The sequence below is a fragment of the Streptococcus nidrosiense genome (assembly GCF_042140045.1).
Lineage (GTDB): Bacteria > Bacillota > Bacilli > Lactobacillales > Streptococcaceae > Streptococcus > Streptococcus nidrosiense.
The window spans coordinates 1,083,591-1,103,762 of sequence record NZ_CP152419.1 but is presented as its reverse complement, the minus strand read 5'-3'; the positions used below and the strand labels follow the sequence as shown (position 1 = coordinate 1,103,762).

General features: G+C 42.0%; 7 protein-coding genes and 2 pseudogenes. 1 reads left to right on the top strand and 8 read right to left on the bottom strand.

Annotated elements, in window-relative coordinates; genetic code table 11:
• Positions 1–47 precede the first annotated feature (47 nt).
• From AAFQ93_RS05225 to AAFQ93_RS05215, 3 genes are read right to left on the bottom strand one after another with little or no spacing between them, the layout of a single operon-like run.
• Positions 48–599 carry a DJ-1 family glyoxalase III gene (locus AAFQ93_RS05225; RefSeq protein ID WP_223140772.1) on the bottom strand — a complete coding sequence of 184 codons (552 nt, stop codon included), beginning with the start codon at positions 597–599 and terminating at the stop codon, positions 48–50.
• 10 nt (positions 600–609) lie between these two features.
• Positions 610–1,833, bottom strand: a complete 1,224-nt coding sequence (locus AAFQ93_RS05220) for an FtsW/RodA/SpoVE family cell cycle protein (protein ID WP_223140771.1) — start codon at positions 1,831–1,833, stop codon at positions 610–612.
• Between the two features lie 32 nt (positions 1,834–1,865).
• Positions 1,866–4,319, bottom strand: coding sequence for a bifunctional DnaQ family exonuclease/ATP-dependent helicase (locus AAFQ93_RS05215; RefSeq protein ID WP_375554857.1), 2,454 nt, complete (start codon positions 4,317–4,319; stop codon positions 1,866–1,868).
• A 118-nt stretch (positions 4,320–4,437) separates the two neighbouring features.
• Here AAFQ93_RS05215 and AAFQ93_RS05210 point away from each other — a divergent pair, with 118 nt between their 5' ends.
• A complete protein-coding gene (locus AAFQ93_RS05210; RefSeq protein WP_060955516.1) occupies positions 4,438–4,623 on the top strand; it encodes a hypothetical protein in 186 nt (61 codons plus the stop codon).
• Positions 4,624–4,646: 23 nt separating this feature from the next.
• On the opposite strand, the gene AAFQ93_RS05205 is transcribed toward AAFQ93_RS05210, so the two are convergent.
• The 5 genes and pseudogenes from AAFQ93_RS05205 to AAFQ93_RS05185 form a co-directional block, all read right to left on the bottom strand.
• Positions 4,647–5,495, bottom strand: a complete 849-nt coding sequence (locus AAFQ93_RS05205) for an NAD(P)H-hydrate dehydratase (RefSeq protein WP_223140769.1) — start codon at positions 5,493–5,495, stop codon at positions 4,647–4,649.
• A gap of 3 nt (positions 5,496–5,498) precedes the next feature.
• Positions 5,499–6,323 carry a phosphate ABC transporter ATPase gene (locus tag AAFQ93_RS05200; protein ID WP_223140768.1) on the bottom strand — a complete coding sequence of 275 codons (825 nt, stop codon included), beginning with the start codon at positions 6,321–6,323 and terminating at the stop codon, positions 5,499–5,501.
• Positions 6,324–6,601: 278 nt separating this feature from the next.
• Positions 6,602–11,743 (bottom strand): annotated as a pseudogene (locus tag AAFQ93_RS05195) (SIALI-17 repeat-containing surface protein); the annotation flags it as partial.
• A 291-nt stretch (positions 11,744–12,034) separates the two neighbouring features.
• A pseudogene (locus tag AAFQ93_RS05190) lies at positions 12,035–12,103 on the bottom strand (YSIRK-type signal peptide-containing protein); the annotation flags it as partial.
• Between the two features lie 170 nt (positions 12,104–12,273).
• Positions 12,274–20,121 carry an SIALI-17 repeat-containing surface protein gene (locus tag AAFQ93_RS05185; protein WP_375554856.1) on the bottom strand — a complete coding sequence of 2,616 codons (7,848 nt, stop codon included), beginning with the start codon at positions 20,119–20,121 and terminating at the stop codon, positions 12,274–12,276.
• Between the last annotated feature and the right edge of the window lie 51 nt (positions 20,122–20,172).

Below are 20,172 nucleotides of genomic sequence, written 5' to 3'. Positions count from 1 at the left end.
TAAAAAACGAGAAGAATCCCCTAATTGATAGATTCCTCTCGTTTTAGTTAATCTATTCCAAACACATCACGATAGAGCATGGCTTCTCTCAAAGCATTTGCATCTCCACCAAGTTGTTCTACTAAGTTATAAGCAAAGGCAAGGGCAGTTGCTGGACCGCGACTGGTAGTCAACTGACCATCGACAACTACTGTTTCCTTGCGATAGTGACCATCAGCAATTTGCTCTTGGACACCATCATAGCAGGTGAACTCTTTGTCCTTTAGGAGACCGGCTCGATTCAGTACAATTGGTGCTGCACAAATGGCTGCTACTTTTTTACCAACTTGGTCAAATTTTTGAAGTTCAGCAATCAATTGCTCATTATCACGCAAGTGAGCTGAACCTGGCATACCTCCTGGTAAGACAATCATGTCGTACTCAGATAAATCACCATCAAACACACGATCTGCTTGTACTTGGATGTCATGTGATCCCGTCACTCGGGCTTCAAAACCAACCATATGACAAGCAATATTGGCACGACGTAATACGTCCACCACTGTTAGGGCTTCGATTTCTTCAAAGCCATCTGCTAAGATAACTGCTACTTTAGCCATGATTTACTCCTTATTTAACTTTTTTCAAAACAACTTTCTTCCGTTTCAATCTTGTCTTACCGCTCTTTTCTTCGGCTAGATGCGTTTGATAACTCATCGATAGAAGCAGACCAACACCAATCAGATTACTGATAATGGCTGATCCCCCTTGGGAAATGAACGGCAAAGGAATCCCTGTCAGAGGAAGAAGACCTGTCACTGCACCGATATTTTCAAAGATATGGAACAAGAGCATCATAATGAAGCCAGTTGAAATGTAGGTATAAAATTGATTATTGGACTTGAGAGTGATTTTTAACATTCGATAGATAAGTAGGAGATAAAGCGTAATTACGAGGACAGAGCCGATAAAACCAAAATCTTCTGCAATGACGGTAAAAATCATATCACTCTCACGAACGGGAATGAGGAGGTTGGATACATTAAATCCTTGACCAAATAAGCCTCCACTTCCAATGGCGATTTGCCCTTGCGCCTGTTGATAGGTGGTCGTTTGTGCATAATCAAAGGGATTGAGCCAAGCAAGGATACGGTTGATCTGATAGGTTGGCATCCCGACCTGATGCATGAAAGCACGCCCATCTTTTGTGATGAAAATTGCCAAAAATCCTGCAATCCCTGATACAACTGTCGCAAAAATTGGAATGATAATTTTCCAAGAAACGCCAGAGAGCAAGACAAGTCCAGCAAAGATGGCGACAAAGACCAAGGCCGTTCCTAGGTCACTCTGTAAGGCCAGTAAAACTAAGACTGGCAGTGTGAAGACAATCATCCACAGTATCAAGAGAAAGTCTAAAGGAATCGTTCGTTCTTTTTCCTTATGTTTTTGTGTGAACTGAACAATGACCCGAGCCAAGATCAAAATATAGGAAATTTTCATGAATTCGGAAGGTTGGAAAAGTGTCACTCCTCCAATTGACACCCAGTTTTTGGCCCCTGTTGCTGCCACTAAATTTGGATTGTAAAAAACCAAGGGTAAAACCATAAGGACTAGACCTAGGGCGTAGAGATAGGGAGTCGCCTGCCATAAAAATTTTGTATTAAAAAACATGACTACAAAGCTGATGATAATTCCCAAGACGATCCATGCTAGTTGCTGACCGAGAATAGGCCAAATATTTTGAGGATAGTCATGGCTGACAGCTATGTAAATAGCCACAACTCCAATCACCAGCAAACAGAATACTGGCAATATCAAACTATAATCGACCCGAGAGTCGAGAGAACGTTTCATAAAGGTCTCCTTCATTCTTTCAGATGTTTATTTTATTTTTTATGTAAAAATTCTTGAACTTTTGAGAATACTTGCTCTTTGCCAATTTCTCTCACTCGACTAGTCTGTGACAAGGCTTTGCCAATCTGCTTTCCATATCGCTTGCTTGTCATTCGGCTATCCAAGATAAGGACAGAGGAGCGTTGCCCTAGACGACGCATGGTTCTACCAATTGCTTGTTTGAGGCGAATAATAGCCATTGGCAGTTGATAGTCGTAGAAAGGATTTTTCCCTTCCAGACGCAGTTCCTGATTCATTTTTTTCGTAAAGGGGTCTTCTGGATTTTGGAAGGGCAGGCGTGTCACCACTTCAATCACTCGAGGGTGAGTCGCAAAATCAACTCCCTCCCAAAAACTACCTGTCCCTAGTAAGAGTTGAGAGTCTCCTCTTTCAAATCGTTTCTTGAGTTGAGCCGGATCTCCGTTTTTATATTGGGCTAAATGAGAAAGAGATAGAGAGTCTGATACCTGCAACAAAAGATCTTTTGAAGTGAATAAAACAAGCATGGGCTCTTTAAGATAAGACAAATCTTCCAGCACTTCTACAAGAGCCTGAGCATAGTCTTCTTGAGAGGTTTCAGTCACCAATGGAAAATCCTTAACAACCAAGATTTCTTGATTTTCTTGAAAATTCTCATCCAGTCTGTCAAAGGCTGCATGCGGGAATCCCATTAGTTCTGGTAAAGATACTCTGCTACTAATTTCCAAGGTTGCAGAGACAGCTAAGAGTTGACAAGTCTCTGGAAAGATTTCCGAAAAGAGCAGACGTTGATTGCGACTGGAAGAAATGACAACCTTCTTGCTAGACAAGTCTGAGGCTGATAGCCAAAATTCTCCATCAGTGCAGAAAAATCGCTGACAATCCCGGAAACCTTGAACTTCTAACTCTGAGAAATCCTGTTGGAGTTGTGCCATTGTTGTCGCAGGGCACATTCTTCGTTTGCCAGATAGGAACTGGTCCATCAAATGACAAAGCTCAAAGCGAATACTCTCCATCAAGCGTCTCTGAAGCGTCCCTTCTTCTCGAACTAGAGCTTGATCTAGCCGGTCTACTATGTCGTTTAAAACGAAACTCTTTTGTAAAAGACTTTCCAAAGTTAGTAAGATCTTCTGGGCCTCATCCAAAATCAAGAGACGGCCCTCTAGTAGACTGGGATCATCCTCAAGTCGGGTAACGAGATAAGCATGATTTGTCACAAGTAGCTGGCAAGAGCGAGCTTTTTTCTGCCCCCGTCTCCAAAAATCCTCTAACCAAAAGAGAGAAGCTTTGGGAAGATTCCCATCATGCACCAAGTTTGGTAAAAACTGCTGGTAACGGTAAAGCTGACCAATCTCGTCTAGGTCCCCCGTTTCTGTCTCGGTTAACCAAACCAGGAGTTGCATCTTAAAACGTGTGTACAAGCGATTGGACTCTTCTTCCTCTAGTGCATGATGAAAGGCATCTAGTTTTAGATAATTCTGTGGTCCTTTAAGATTATGAATCGAAAGGTGAAAGACCTCTTCCAATCTACGAGCCTCTTCTTGCATCACTTGATTTTGTAGAACTTTAGTAGGAACACTGAGAAGGATTCCTTTATCGTTTTCTAGTGATAAAGCGGGTAACAAATAGCCGTAGGTTTTCCCAATTCCAGTCTGAGCTTGCACAAAAGCAATTTTCTCATTCTGTAGAAAATCTTGAACCTTTTGAGAAAAGCTAGCTTGCGGAAGTCTATCTTCCAAATCCAACAAGGCAATATTGGTTTGGAAATCTTTCGATAGTTTACGTGGAGAAAGGGCTGGCTTTTCTTTTCTTAAAAATAAACCTTGCACCTCTACCAAGTCATGTTCAACTAGGATAGACTGCTTCTGATAAACTTCCTCGATGACCAGATAAGACTCATATAATAAACCATCTGACAAACTTAACAAGCGCTCCAATAAGCCTTTTGGCAGTCCAAACATTTTTTGTCGCATACAAAGAAAGAGCTCTGCTGTTGCTTGGGCATCTGATAAGGCAGTATGGGCTTTTTCTAGTGAAATTCCCAACTCTTGACAGAGAATTCCCAGGTTGTATTTTTCAAGCTGAGGATAAAACACCTGAGCCAACTCGACTGTATCGATACGGGGAGTGCGCAATTCATAGCCTTCGAAAAAGAGAAATTCTGCCAACAAATTGGCATCAAACTGGACATTGTGCGCAACAAAAACACCGTCCTTGACCAAGTCAAAAATTTTTCCAGCCACCTGAGAAAATTCTGGTGCCTCTGCTAGTCGCTGATCGGTCAAGCCCGTTAATTCTTTGATATGAGAATCCAAGGGTTCGTGGGGATTGACATCCGTTGCAAATTGGTCAACAATCTCGCCATTTTCAATGACCACGATTCCCACTTGGATAATTTTTGCCTTGCTTCCGGTACTGGTTGCCTCTAAATCCACGACCACGTACCGATCATTTCTAAAATTCATCATTAAAAATTATATCAAAATTTACACAATTTGACATCCATGAACTTTATTGGAAGGGTCAAGTTTCTTGCAAGTTTTTCTAAAAAATGATTGAATAGAAGTTTAGAAAAGGAGGGACATCATGAACCCATTAGATTTGTTTAATCAAGTAAAAGAGCTAATCGAGAAAAAAGATTTGGCTGCCGCAAAAACCTTTGTCGAAGAAAACAAGGACCAACTCGGTGAGTATCTTAACCAAGCACAAACTTTGATTTCAGGCTCAGAAGGAATCGGTAATCTTGTTGATAAGGTCAAAGGACTCTTCTAATCCTTAAAAGGCACCTGAAAACCTCAGGTGTCTTTTTGTATTTTCTTCATGAAGGCTGGGATATGTTGACTAATCGTGGTTGGCAGAACTACAAAATTGTCCTCAGCTAGTTCTTGGGCAATTGCTGAATGTAAATAGGTCGCTACTGTCACTCTTTCATAGAGACTTGCTTGTGGAAATTGGCCTGCAAAGCCAGCGATCATCCCAGCCAGAGTATCCCCCATGCCGCCAGTCGCTTGATAGGGACCGCCAACACCCAGCTGATAAAAATCAGCATGCCCGGCTTGCCAGATTCGAGTAGCTGGACCTTTTTGGACTAAAATCGTTCCTGAAGGAAAGCTCTTCAAAGCCTCTCCTGTTTCCTTGCTTCCTTGGGAATCCAAATCTAAGCCTGACAAGACTTGCCATTCCCTTTGGTGAGGAGTTAAAACTAGATGGGCTTTAGGAAATTTCATTCCCGTCTTCGCAAAAATGGATAAGGCACCACCATCCAGTATGAGAGTCTGGTCTTGATTTAAATGAAAAAAAACTGTTTGGAGAAGCTGTTCTCCATGCTTATCATCCACTAGTCCAGGTCCGACCAAGACAACACTTGCTTTCTGTAACTGTTGCTCCAGTAATTGCTTATCATCAAGGTCAAAAGCCATAGCCTCCGGCAGATGGCTATGCAGAGCTGAAATATTCTCCTTATCCGTTGCTACTGTCACTAAGCCTGCGCCACTTTTAACAGCCCCTAAGGCAGCCATAACAATCGCTCCCCCATAGGGATAAGTCCCTCCAATCAAGAGAAGACGACCATAGTCTCCCTTATGACTAGAACGAGAACGCTCGATGATCACTTTTTTCAGTAGAGCTTGATCAATCTCTTTCATACACTACTCCTTCAACTTATCCTTACCATGTAGTACTTGATTAACCTTGGTATTCCAAGCCTGTAACCCTTCTCCCTCATAGTCTAGGTAAATCACTCTATCTTGTAATTGACAAGGAATCAAACCTTCAAAACAAGCCTTATCTTTTGACGGGATGATACACAAATGAAGAAAGGTATTCAAATCTAACCTATCTCTTACCTTCGCAACATGATAGCCATCAAAGATATAACCTGGCGCTTGAATTAATTCTTCATACAGAAAATGAAAACTAACGCCAGGAATGAACTTTTCTTGCAATTCCTCCTCAGACGGTGCCCGTCCTAACAAACGCTCCATAGCGAGTCGGTAACCCGAAGTCGTATTAGACCATCCGAACATGATATAGTCAAAATAGTCTGCTGGATCAGAAGCTGCATTACGACTATCTGTAACTAGCTCAGCCCCACTTTTACCAAATACTTTAACCGCCGACCTGAGTTTTCCAGTCTGAAAAATAGCCTGAGCCACCTCAACTGTACAAGTATGACTACAATAATTTGAAGTAACCAACTTCCTCTGGATATCATAGGTAGAAGCTACAAGGCGATGACTTGGTCTATACGGAGGAAAAAAGCTATGCTCTTGCAAGTAATCATGAATTTGTTTATTTAATTCGAGATCCTCACATTCCACAATGATCTGACGACGATAGTCCTGTTCATAAGCAATAAACTTTGCTAGCTTCTCCAATTCCCATTCTTTAATCTGAGGATAGTTTTCAAGAGCAAATTGATAGATTCCATCCCACTGGAGACTAAAATCTGCATTACAGACTTTTACAATCATGGTTCTTCTCCTCAGATTCTCTTACTTCAATTATACACCTCACTACCCAATTAATAAAGAGAGTGGGACAGAAATCGGTAATTCGTTAGAATTCGATTTCGTCGTCCCACCTCCGCACAGTTGAGTAGGGCTGTAAAAGCTGATGAAATCAGCGTAGTAGAGCCCACTCAACCACTGCGTCTTGCTCGGCAATCCAAAGACAATTGAGAGGCTAGGACTTTTGTCCCAGCCTCTTCATTTATAACGATTAGCTTTTTTATAGCTGGGAGTTATCAGTCTTACTTTTCTTTACGTTTAACTGTTAGTAGTGCCACTGACAAAACAAGACTGAGACTTGCTAGGAAGGCAGCTGTGTCAGGTCGACTTTCACCTGTTTCTGGAAGTCTTGCTGAATCTACTTTCTCTGAAGCATTTTCAAAGTTTTCTCCCTTAACTGCTGGTTCATGAGCTTGTTCTACTGGTTTTACTGGTTCTTGGTTTTGTTCTTTATAGACAATCGCATAAAGTCCTAGATCTTTGGTGACAAATTCAACCATGTCACCTACAAGCGTCACCTTTTGAACCTGCAAGCCTTGATCTAAGCTCATGTGATAAACTCCTTGAACCTGTCCCTTGACTGGCAATCTCACTAGGACAACACCTTTGAGTTCAACTTCTTGGTTGTCCTTATCCAGCAATTTCACTTGATAAGCATCGTAGTGCTTACCAGCTAATTCTTGACGTAGAACCTTTTGAACTTGAAGTTTGAGGTCTTTAGATAACTCTGTAGTTAGCCCTGCTACCAGAACTCCAGTTTCCTTATCAGTCAAAATTCGAACCTCTTCGGCTGGTTTAACAAGAATTGGTGCAGGCTCATTTCCAGCTGTAGCTACTGTTCCTGTATATTCTGGCAGCTCGTTCTTGGCTGCTTCCACAGCATTAACGCCACCTGTAAATTCTGGGACTTCATTCTTAGCTGCCTCTACTGCATTGACACCACCCTTGAATTCTGGGATTTCTACTACTGGAGCTGGCTCATCGCCTACTGTGCCGATTGCATTTGTGTACTCTGGTAACTCATGCTTAGCGGCTTCTACTGCATTGACTCCGCCCTCAAATTCTGGAACTTCTACTACCGGAGCTAGCTCATCGCCTACTGTGCCGATTGCATCTGTGTACTCTGGCAATTCATGCTTAACAGCTTCCACAGCATTGACACCACCCTTGAATTCTGGGATTTCTACTACTGGAGCTGGATCCTCACCTGCTGTGCCGATTTCATCTGTGTATTCTGGCAACTCATGCTTAGCTGCTTCTACTGCATTGACACCACCTTCAAATTCTGGCACTTCTACCACTGGAGCTGGTTCGTCTCCTTTACTTGTTGTCGGTGTTGGATCGTTTTCCACTTCTTGATAGAAGGTAGTCATTTCGTAGAATTCTGGTTCTCCACCTTCCCAAGAAACTTTTACATCGAGAACCCGTGAATTTTTTCCTGAAAGGGCAAAGGTTTGGAAACTTGATCTTACTTCACCCAAGTTTTTCCATACTGATTCACCAGCATCATTCAAGGTACGAACTTGAACATTTACTTTTGCACCTTCTGGCAAGTCAGCAATCAAGCGAACATGATTGGCCTTGGTTTCTTCAGATAAATGATAAACAAGCTCTCCTTTATCTTCAGTAGCTGCATAGCTTGTCAAGACATTTCCGTCAGTCATATTTTTCTTCAGGTTATCCGCTTCTTCGCTACCAGTTCCTGTCACTGTAGGATTATTTTCAGGATTGATAAATTCACCATCATTGATCACGATTTCGCTAAATCCTACAAAACGAGCATTATAATCCGCTGTAAAGAGAACACGCATGAACTTAGCAGTTACAGGTTGATCCAGAATACCTTCAATATAACGATTTCCTGGGTTAGCAGAATCATGTGTCCAGCCGTCGGTCAAGGAATTATCACGAATTTCATTTTCCACACCATCTCCGACTGTTACAACATCCGTCCAGTTCTTACCATCTTCACTAACTTGAATCTTCCCATCACGCAAATAATTACGCTGAGCGTCCTGAATATAGGCACGAATCTTCTTGATGTGACGAGTTGTGCCTAGTTTCATGACAATTTCCCCGTTTTTACGTTGGTAATCAGAAAATTCTACAAAATTATTAAAGTCTCCATCAAACAGTTGACCAAGGTTGTGAACGCGACGAACATCATTAGCACCATAATATTGGTGAATACCCATAGTGGTTGATGAGAGTTCAGTTGGAGCCACTTCTTTTGTCTTAACGACTAATTTTCCAGTAGGAAGCGCTTGATCCTTATCTGTTTTGTTCACGATGCGTACATAGCGTACCAAGGCGTGTTCTGGAAGTTGGTCAGCGCTCATCCATTCCACTTCATTTGCTGAATATTCCAGTGTCAAACCTGTTTCACCTGCACCTTCAAGTGCAATTGAACTAGCTTCATGGAGGCGGTCCAATTTCAAGCCAAGATAGCCATTTGCTGGAAGATGATTCCCTTGGGGTAAGGTCATTTCATAACGACCACGACTGTCCACTACTGGCGTTTCCTTCAGGCTGTCGACATTGGTGACGGTCAAATCAGTATTTGGTGTATCGACGTCAACTCTAAAGTCCGCAATTCTCCACCATTTACTGAGCAGTTGCGTGTTACGAACACGAACGTATTGGGCGGTGAAGTTTTGGCTAATATCTGAAATTCGATCCCCAGCTAAGGTCTGAAGTACCTTCCAGTTTGTACCGTCTGTAGAATATTCGATGACACCAGCTGCTAGTTTGTCACCTTCCCCTTGAACTAGATGAACATGTTTCACTTTCTTAGCTCCACCCAAGTCCATTTGAACCCAAGCATTTTCTGGAGTCACATTTGTTTGGTTGGCATGAGCCATCATAGATTCGGTGTTATCTTTGCCATCTTGCATTTGAAGCACACTGGTTCCATACTTGTAAACCAGATTTGGACTTAGAGTAATGATCCCTTTTACCTTCTTGCTTCCAAGTTCGAGCGGTCTATTGACAGCAATCTCACGCATGGCAAGCCAAGCATTATCTTTCTTAGCAGTGGCACGCATACGAACTGCTTGTGCCGTAATATCAAGATTAGTAAATTCAAGCGTACGTTCTCTACCTGTGTAGGCGGGACTTGTGAGAGCTACCCAGTCGCCCTGTTCGTTTTGATATTCCACAAGGGCATTTCCGAAGGTATAATTATCGGCTGTCTTTGTACCTGTAGCAAAACCTAGCGTATGGACCTTAATGGCTTTATTGAAACGAAGTCCTACATAATCATCTCGTTCAATAACGGTTGTCGTCTTGACAATCGCATGAGTATCCAAGTCGCCGTCTGTTACTTCTGCAAGACCTCCTTCAATCCCCGCACGGTTGGTAATAAAGGTGGTCACAAGTTTATCTGGATGCAGCATAGTTTGGATATGCGTAGCCAAGTATTCCTTTAAGTTATTGATAAATGGACGAATATGTTGCACTCCAAACACTGCCCGTTCATAATGGTCTACATAGAAGAAAGAGTAACTAATAGACTGATCGTAATACTTAACCCCAGCATAGTATTGCTCCCAAACCTTAGCATCATTCTTTTCAGCTAGACCTTCTGTCGCTGTCAGCAAAGCTTCTAAAGCATCCATCTGATCCACTGTATTATCTAACCAGTAGTGGATTTGGTCAAAAAGCTTCTTGTCCCCTTTTTCTTTCAGAAGGAGGGCGTCAGCCTTCAAGTTTGCAAAGATACCCTTTAATTCTTTTCTCTCTGCATCTACATTTTGACCAGCCTTCAATTTGTTATAAAAGTCTGTCAATTTAGGTGCAAGCTCAACAGATTCTTCCAATTTTGTGACATGTGGAGGGCGGTTTTGGTTGCGCATATGCTTACCAAGTTCACGAAAGGCTTTTGATACATCACTTTCCTCAAAATTTCCATTGACCACATAGTTAAAGGCCATATCATTGATTTTTTCAGCTTCTTCCGCACTTCTCCATTGCTTCCAACCATACTGAGCCACATCAAAGAGGGCTACCTTTGAAGCTTCGGATTGTTGCATCGGATTTAGCATAATGCCCTGCGCCAAGGACAAATCAACATTGGGATGTAAGAATTTTTCACCACCACCCAGAATCAAGTGTTGCTTGGTATTATCATTACAAGGCCAGTTAATCCAAAAATGAATCGGACGATACTTCTTGCCACCTTCTGTCAAATTCTTCTTCAAATTTGTTAGGAAGGTTTGGTCAACTGCACCCCATACCTTACCCCCTGTTAGGGTTAAATGAACCGTTTCTGGAAGGCGTTCGTTAAGCGTGCGAAGTTCATCTTCTGTCCCTTGTCCCATATACCAGGCTGGAACGAAAATCATATCTTTACGAAGGCCACTGTATTTTGTTTCTTGTTCAGTTAGCCAATTTGTCAGGTCGGTCATTAACCGAACATAACTATTGTAGCCACCAACAGGCCAGGCTGCATCATCAGCTAGAACACCAAATTCACGTACCCCTGCATCCAGCAATTGGGTGAATTTCGCTTTAATGACATCTAAATCTTGTTTATATAATTCATCCGTGTCAAAACGCATTTTGTTATGCATAAATGGATGTATGGTCCATACATAACGAGTCTTTGTTTCATTCCCCACACGAGCTAGATCACGAATCTCTGACATTTTTTCTTCTGGATAGAGTTCACGCCATTTGGCATTGTGATAGGGATCGTCTTTTGGCGCAAAGAAGTACTGAGTTAACTTCAAGTCGCCACCATAGCGCATCAGCTCTTCACGGTTTTCTTTGGTCCAAGGATTTCCATAATAACCTTCGATAAAGCCACGATTCTTCACTTCTGCGTAGTCTTCTACGGTCACATCTCGAAGAACTGGGACAGGACTCTCCTTCAGCATCTGTTTCAAGGTTGTTAGTCCAAAGAAGACAGCATCGGTATCCTTTCCGACAATCGAAATCTTATTGTCCTTCACGCGCAAGACATAGGCATCAATTTTATCGTATAATTCAGACGAAATATCTTGGACTTCTTTTTCTGCCAGAGGAGCTTTCCCACGCACTCCAAGGAAAATATTGGTCGCCCCTTCTGTAGCTTTTGTACTGGTAGTATAGGATACATTACTAGCTTGGAGAACTTCTTTGGCACGGTTACGTGTATAAATATCTAAGCCATCGCTAAAGACAAGATTTACCTTTCCTTCTAGAGCAGTGACGCCATCGCCATAAGTTACCTTTTGAGGTCTTGGGAATACCGTATATTCTTTTTTAGCTACTTGAGATTTTGCGGCATCAATTTCTGCTTTACTTGCAGGTTTGTCTGCTGTAAATGAATCAGCTTTCTCCACCGTTCCATTTACTTCAGCTGGTTTCGTGGGTTCTGTAACTGCATTAGTCTCAGTAGGAGCTACTTCTGTAGAAGCATTTTCTACGGTTGTTACTCCCTTCTCTACTGTAGAATTTTTAGTTTCTACTGGTTTTGAAGAAGTTTCTTCGAGAGCTTGGGACTTAGTAGCTACCTCTTCCACTTTAGTCTCTGAAACAAAGTCTGCCTCTGCACTTTTAATAGCGCCTGCCAATTCTGGTGATAACTTATCCTCTGGTGGAAGTTGTGTAAGACTCGTTTCTGCTTCTAGTGCGGGCTCTGTCTCTGCCGCTTGTACCATACTAGCTCCAAAGATACTCGCACCTACCATAACAGAGGCTGCTCCTATTGCAAATTTTCGAATGCTATAATGACAACGTTTCTCAAAAAATTGATGATCCATCTTTCTTCTATTCCTTTCCTCCAACCACTCATCTAAGCGGTTTCATCCCTATTTTAAAAAACGGAGAGAACCTAGAGGTCCTCTCCATATGGTTGTAGCATTTTTCGATCCTATCCACTGGGATAGTCCAAGTATTTCTACAATCAATCAGCAATGTAGAGTTCCAAACTCTATTTTTCTTTACGTTTAACTGTTAGTAGAGCTACTGATAAAACAAGACTGAGACTTGCTAGGAAGGCAGCTGTATCAGATCGACTTTCACCTGTTTCTGGAAGTCTTGCTGAATCTACTTTCTCTGAAGCATTTTCAAAGTTTTCTCCATTAACTGCTGGCCCATGAGCTTGTTCTACTGGTTTTACTGGTTCTTGGTTTTGTTCTTTATAGACAATCGCATAAAGTCCTAGATCTTTAGTGACAAATTCAACCATGTCACCTACAAGCGTCACCTTTTGAACCTGTAAGCCTTGATCTAAGCTCATGTGATAAACTCCTTGAACCTGTCCCTTGACTGGTAATCTCACTAGGACAGCGCCTTTGAGTTCAACTTCTTGGTTGTCCTTATCCAGCAATTTCACTTGATAAGCATCGTAGTGCTTACCAGCTAATTCTTGACGTAGAACCTTTTGAACTTGAAGCTTGAGGTCTTTAGATAACTCTGTAGTTAGCCCTGCTACCAGAACTCCAGTTTCCTTATCAGTCAAAATTCGAACCTCTTCGGCTGGTTTAACAAGATTTGGTGCAGGCTCATTTCCAGCTGTAGCCACTGTTCCTGTGTATTCTGGCAACTCATTCTTGACAGCTTCAGCAGCATTGACGCCACCTGTAAATTCTGGGACTTCATTCTTAGCTGCCTCTACTGCATTGACACCACCCTTGAATTCTGGGATTTCTACTACTGGAGCTGGATCATCGCCTACTGTGCCAACTGCCTCTGTGTATTCTGGCAACTCGTTTTTAGCGGCTTCTACTGCATTGACGCCGCCCTCAAATTCTGGGACTTCTACTACTGGTGCTGGCTCGTCGCCTACTGTGCCAAGTGCCTCTGTGTATTCTGGCAATTCATTCTTAGCGGCTTCTACTGCATTGACACCACCATTAAATTCTGGGACTTCTACTACTGGTGCTGGCTCGTCGCCTACTGTGCCAACTGCCTCTGTGTATTCTGGCAATTCATTCTTAGCGGCTTCTACTGCATTGACACCACCTTCAAATTCTGGGACTTCTACTACTGGTGCTGGCTCATCACCTGCTGTCCCGATTGCATCTGTGTATTCTGGCAACTCATGCTTAGCTGCCTCTACTGCATTGACACCACCCTTGAATTCTGGGACTTCTACCACTGGAGCTGGCTCATCACCCTTACTTGTAGTAATGGCTGGTTTGACCTTAACTTCAACAACTCGATCTTGCGCCTCTGTCGTATCCGTATGAACAGTGGTACGGTTAGATCCTAGAACCTCAACATAATCAACTCTTTCACCCTTCTTACCTTCTGAGATTACACGACGTTCATCTTGAGCTAAGTCATTGTTTTCACGAATAATTTCCTTAAATGGAATTTCGGTCTTGACAACTTCTAAACTTGGTCGTTCGAGAACAGGACTTTGGTCGCCTTCTTCAGGAACAATACGGTGACTAGGTTTGAAGTGAATACGATATTCCTTGATAAGACTACCATCCTTAGCAAGAAGACGAACAAGGCTAGGAAGATTATCCTGACTAGACTCAACAACCGTTGTCACACCGTGACCACTTGCTTGAGCAGTCACCTGTGGTTTAGTGCCATTTAAGTTCACTGTATAATCTGAAACCGCAGGATCAAAATTTTCCAATGCTTTTCCAGCAACCGAAATAGTCACTGAAGGAGTTTCCACATCGTTTGCTTTAGCAGGAGAGTAAGCACTAAATTCGACCATTGCTAGACCATTAGTTGTAGATTTACGAGTCATGCGTGCTCGAATAGCTGTTGTCTGAATTGGATCAAAGGTAAATTCGATTGGTTTACCAGCTACGATTTCTCCAGATGCCTTATAAGGAATTTCTTGCCAGTTTTCTGCCTTATTAAATGGATGATCCGCATTTTCTTCATAACGAGAAATAGTGCTTGGTTCTGTATAGGCAGGCCCAACATATCTTTCTAATACCATTGTCGCTGGTGCGTCTGTTCCACTGTCTTTAAAGAACTGAATAGCTACTTTTCCAACAGACTGAGGTGTAATCTGACCATTCTTCTTAAAGAGAATTCCCACAGATGTTTCTTGGTCTTTCGGAGTACGAGACCAGTTAGTCCAACGTCCATCTTCGTTAAAATGACCATCGTTGATATAGAAAATCTTATCCCGAGAAGCTGCTTGTGTATCATTTGTAGTAGATGCAAAAGCTTTAGAATCTGTCGCATTATTGCTTGCATTTTCTGAGATAACTTGATTACCTTTTGTAACAACTGTTACTTGCATCTTGGTTGTTAAGTCTGTTCCTAGAACATGACCAAGCACTTCAAAGTTACCTTCTTGGGCAGTCGCATGTTCTGGGACTGCATCCCATTGGACAGCAAGATTAGCTTTAACCCAGCCAGTCTGTGATGGATAGTAGACTGTTACTTCGGCAGGCAATTGAAGTTGATCGCCAACATTCAAGGTCTGGGCACTATTTTCCGCAGCTACTGGTTGTGTTGACTCTTTTTCGTCATCACGGAAGATACGATATTCTTTAAGAACAGTTCCATCCTCAGCTTTCAAGATAAGACGTGTCGCACCTTTTTCACTTGTTGCAGGAACAACCGTTACCAAACCGTTGTTGCTGGCTGTGGCAGTGATTTCCTTGCTTGCTTGAGGAATATAATACTCTGTCTTAGATGGATTGAAATGTTCCAGCTTCTTGCCATCTACTTGGATAGAAATTTCAGAGCTGGTAGCACTTGGAACCTTACTTCCTAAAATAGTGATTTCTGTTAAACCAACACCAGCCTTTCCATCTGCCTTCTTCATACGCATACGAACAGCATAAGTTTCAACCTTATCAAATGTAAAGTGGTTTGTTTGACCTGCAGATAATTGTCCAGGAGCGTGAAGATTTTCTACAGCCTTCCAGTTGGCAGCATTGTTGAATGGATGCTTGGTATCTCCTTGAGCATGATTGACATCGTTTGGAAGATCTGGAACTTCTTGACCGACATAGTATTCGATGACATATTCTTTTGGAAGTCCGATAGCTCCGTCTGTGTAGAAATCAACGGAAAGATTATCGACAAATCGTTTGGTCAAATCACCTGAATTACCAAACAAGATAGACGCCCAATCATTATCTGTGCCTGTTTGCCATGTAGTCCATCGATTCTTAACATCTGTATTGGCTCTTGAAACTGTCAAGTCGTTCAAAGTACTAGCTGAATCATCACCACCCGTATTGGATACAATAGCAGCTGGCAATTGAGAACCAGTCCACTGTTTAGAGATATTATTTCCAGCAACAACTTGACTAGAAACACGGACATGGGCCTTGGTAGTTAGATGGCTACCCACTAATTGACCCTTGATTTCATAGATACCTTCAGTCTGACTAAAGTTTTCAGGAACCTTGTCCCAAAGGACATCTTTATAGACAGTTGTTCCATTAGAATGATAAGCACGGACACTAGCAGGTAATTGAACAGTTTCACCCTTAGGAAGAGTGAGGCTGATTTCTTCAGTAACCTGCAAACCTTCTACAGTTACATTTGCTACAGCTTCAATATCTGTACCTTCGACATGACCTTTAAGGGTAAAGCTATGATAGTAACCAAGTTCTTTGGCATCTACCTTGTCCCAAGTTACAGCTACCTTACGAGGCAAGCCCTTATCAAATTCTGCTCCGATTTGATCAGGCAAATTCGGTTGCTGATTGATATCTGTAGAGATAGAAACAGGATGAAGTTTGACAATTTTCTTGTCTACTGTATTTTCTTTTATCACAAGTTCAGTTGCTACAGACTGAGTCTTATCAGTTTGATTGTCAATACGAGGAGTGAGGGTTACACTACCTTTTTTGTAAAGAAGTAAGTTCTTACCATTCACCTCAAGATGTCCACCATCAGCTGACTTAGCTTCCAAATGGATATCTGACGCTGAAAATTCAGTTTGTGAACCATCTTCGTAGTGCCCAATGACATGATAAGGGAGAACTTGGTCTTCTGTTGCATTTTCTTTTCCTTCAACACTTACTTCCAAGCGTGTCAAGGCAGGAGCTTCCTTCACAAACTGAATCAAATAAGTTTGAACTAAATCGCCCTTTTGGTCACTCAAAAATACAGAAGCCTGATAATCATTAGCTGCTGAAGCTTGTTGAACGGTTACCTGATAGCCTGTTGTCTGTGCTCCAACACTTGGGATTTTAGCAGTATAAGGAAGGGATACTCGGTAGTAGGTCTTTCCAGGCTCAAAGTTTTCAAGAGACTTGTCACCAACCGTGAGACCTGTAACAGTACTTTCTGTTTCCTTATCACTCGCGATAAAGGTTGCCGTAACCTCGTAGTCATTGCCTTCCAATTTACCAGTTGCTTCAGTACGTCCACCTTCTTTTGTCAAGGCAGATGGATCTTTCAAGGTCCAAGAAACGACATTCGCATCAACCAAGTTACCATCTGACAAAACAGCCGTTACAGTTTTATCCAAATCTTCTGCTGCTGTTCCCACTGGGACTGTTGCTACCTTAGGCAACCACTTATCAAGCGCAACGACCTTGACAAGGGCTTCAGCCTTGGCTTCGAGTCCTTCCACACTACCAAGGACTTTTTTCTCACCAGCACTTGCAAGGAGATCTTCTGGGATGTCCCAAGTCACAGCTTTTTCTTCAACACTACCATCGCTATAAATAGCTGTCACAGTCTCTGGCAATTTAGGATTTTCGCTGACATCAGTTCTTGCCTTCACAGGGGCAAAAGCGACAAAATGGCGATTTTCTTTCTTGCCTGAAACGGTTGTGACTGTTGCATGATCAGAGGCTAAACCTGCAGAATCCGCATATAAGGTGAATTTGCCTTCTTTTTCAGTCGATTTTACAATGACAACACCTTTACCATTGAAGGCTTTTCTTTGCCATGTACCATCTTTCTGAGCCTTATAACGTTCACGGCTAGCTTGTTCCCCATTGTCCACACCAACGATTTGCCCTTGCCCATGAAGATTGAAATGAACAAGATTATTGGCAGTTGGTACAACATTGCCGTCTTCATCAACGATTTCATAATGGATATAAGACAAATCTTTGCCATCTGCAGTGATAACATGTTCTTCCTTGGTGAGACGAACTCTAGCTGGCTCCCCTGCTGTTGTCACACTATCACGCGCAATTTCTTTACCATTTTCATCACGAGCAATAGCTGTTAAGGTACCTGGTTTATAGTCCACCAACCACTCAAGATATAATTCACTTGGCTTAGCTCCCTCGTGATAAGGGCGACCATCTTCAGTTGTTTTCTTAACAAATTCTTTCTTACCGAGGGACTCATTGTTCAAGAACAATTCTACACTAGCGGCATTTGAGAAGGTCCGAACTGGAACCTTACCATTGACCAGCATATTACGTTCCTTGAGCGTTTCTTCAGTCCAATTCCAGTGAGGCATGATACGAACAGTTGGTTTTTCTTTGGCACTATACCATTCACTACGGTAGAGATAGAAATCATTCTTAGGCAAGCCTGCCGTATCAATGATACCAAAGTAAGAGCTTTTCACTGGTGTATTATCTTGGTTATGCCATGGTGTAGGTTCACCGATATAGTCAAAACCAGTCCAGATGAACTGACCTGCATAGCCAGCACGATCACGGTCAAATGTCCAAGATTCAGTAGCTGTTCTACCCCAGGCTACACGATCATTACCATAGTCTGACTGTTCATAATGACGATTTGGACGATTGTCGTGCCAGAGTAAATGAGCAGGATCAAAATAAGAATCACGAGTTCGAGTTGCTGAAGAAGTTTCAGAACCATAAATCAACCAATCTGGATGTTCCTTCCGAACTGCATCATAATTCCGTTCCCCATAGTTCATACCAACAGCATCCATGATTGCTGCCAATTCTAAGAACAAGCCTGTAGACCTACGACTAAATTTATTTTCCCCCATGGTCACATAGCGTTCTGTATCAATTGCTTTGATGATTGCTTTCAAACGCTTGGCTGTTTCTAGCGAACGCTCACCACCATCTGCTTCATCAACCTCATTACCGAGGGACCACATAACGATAGATGGATTATTTTTATCACGTTCAACCATGGTTCTGAGGTCAAAATCAGACCACTTCTCACCCTTCTTAGCTTCTGGGTGAGTTGCATCTTGGTCAAAGAAACGTCCATAGTCATACGTTTTCTTGCCACGATACCAAGTATCAAAGGCTTCTTCTTGAACCAAAAGTCCTAGATTTGCTGCAGCATCGAGCAACTGTGGACTTGCTGGATTGTGGGTTGTACGGATAGAGTTAACTCCCATATCTTTCAGGAGTTTTAATTTACGATAGGTTGCCTTATAATTTTCTTCTGCTCCCAAGGCACCGTTATCATGGTGGATACTAACTCCATGGAATTTCATTCTCTCGCCATTAAGAGAGAATCCTTCCTTAGCTGTCCAGTTGAAATAACGATAACCAAAAGTATCTTCTGTCACATCAACTAGCTGACCATCCTTATAAACCTTGGTTTTCAGAACATAGAGCTGAGGATGGTAGCTTTTGGTTGTCCAGAGGGTTGGCTTATTAACCAAAATCGTTTGCTTAAAGTCAGCTGTCTCATTTCCTGCTAAGCTCTTAGTTACAGAACGAACCAAATCTGAAACAGCCTTACCTTCCTTAGTAAAAATCTGTTGCTCCACAAATACCTTGGCTAAAGTCTTGACAGTATTTTTGATCTTGCTTTGGATTTGTGTTTCAACATTGCCATCTTTTTGTTCAGCTAGTTTTGGAGTTGTGATATGATTTCCATTTTCAGCTACCTGCACCTTGTCACGATAGCTCAAAGTAACATCGCGATAGATACCACTTCCTGAGTACCAACGACTACTTGGTTGCTTATTAGTAACTTGGACAGCAATGGTATTTTCACTACCATCTTTATTTAAAAATTCAGTAATATCGTATGAAAAATGATTGTAACCACTTGGATAATGACCGACAAATTTACCATTTACATAGACTTTAGAGTCCATGTAGACACCATCAAAGTTGATCCGAACATCCTTGTCTTTAGCACTTTCGTCAACCGTGAAGGTCTTGCGATACCAGGCAGTACCCCCGTTTAATTGACCGCCTTCATTTCGAGCAGGAGACTTGTGGTCAAAATCAAAATAGATACTCCAGTCATGAGGAAGGTTCAACTTAGACCAGTCATGAACATCCACATCTTTCTTAGAAAAGTCACCTTGAGCGTTTAGTTTAAAATACCAGTCTTTGTTGAAATTTTGTTTTCTCTCTTCAAGGAGCTGATTTTCTTTTTCCTTCTCTTTTGTAGCTTGAGGTGATTCACTTGCAGAAGCTTTTTCTTCCTTGCTTTTATCATCCGTTACAGGTTTATTCTGATTAGTTGTATCAGTATGTTCTTCTCGAACTGCTGGCTTTTCAGAACTTGCTTCTGAAATTGTAGACTCTTTCCCATTCGCTTCAGCAGCAGGTTTTTCAGTTTTTTCAACTTTGTCTTCTTTAGGGCTGACTACTTCCGCTCCCTTTTCTTCCTTAGGACTTGTTGCCTCAGTCACCTTTTCTTCAGTTATTGGTTTTGCGGATTCAACAGTATTGTTTTCTTTTTCAGTAGCGGAATCTTGTGGGCCATTTTGCTCAGCTTTTGCAATTGCTGCAGCAACCTCATCTGGAAGCTTATCTAAAGGTTGAACTTGATGAATCGTTTCCTCGCTGGGACTTGCTGTTTCGGTTTCAGCTGCTTGAACCACCTGAAGACCAAATATACTAGCTCCAATCATAACTGAAGCCGCACCAATGGCAAATTTACGAATACTATAATGACACCGTTTTTCAAAAAATCTCTTATCCATTATTGTTCCTTTCCAATGTTCTAGTAAGCGATTACATTTTACTCCAAAAAA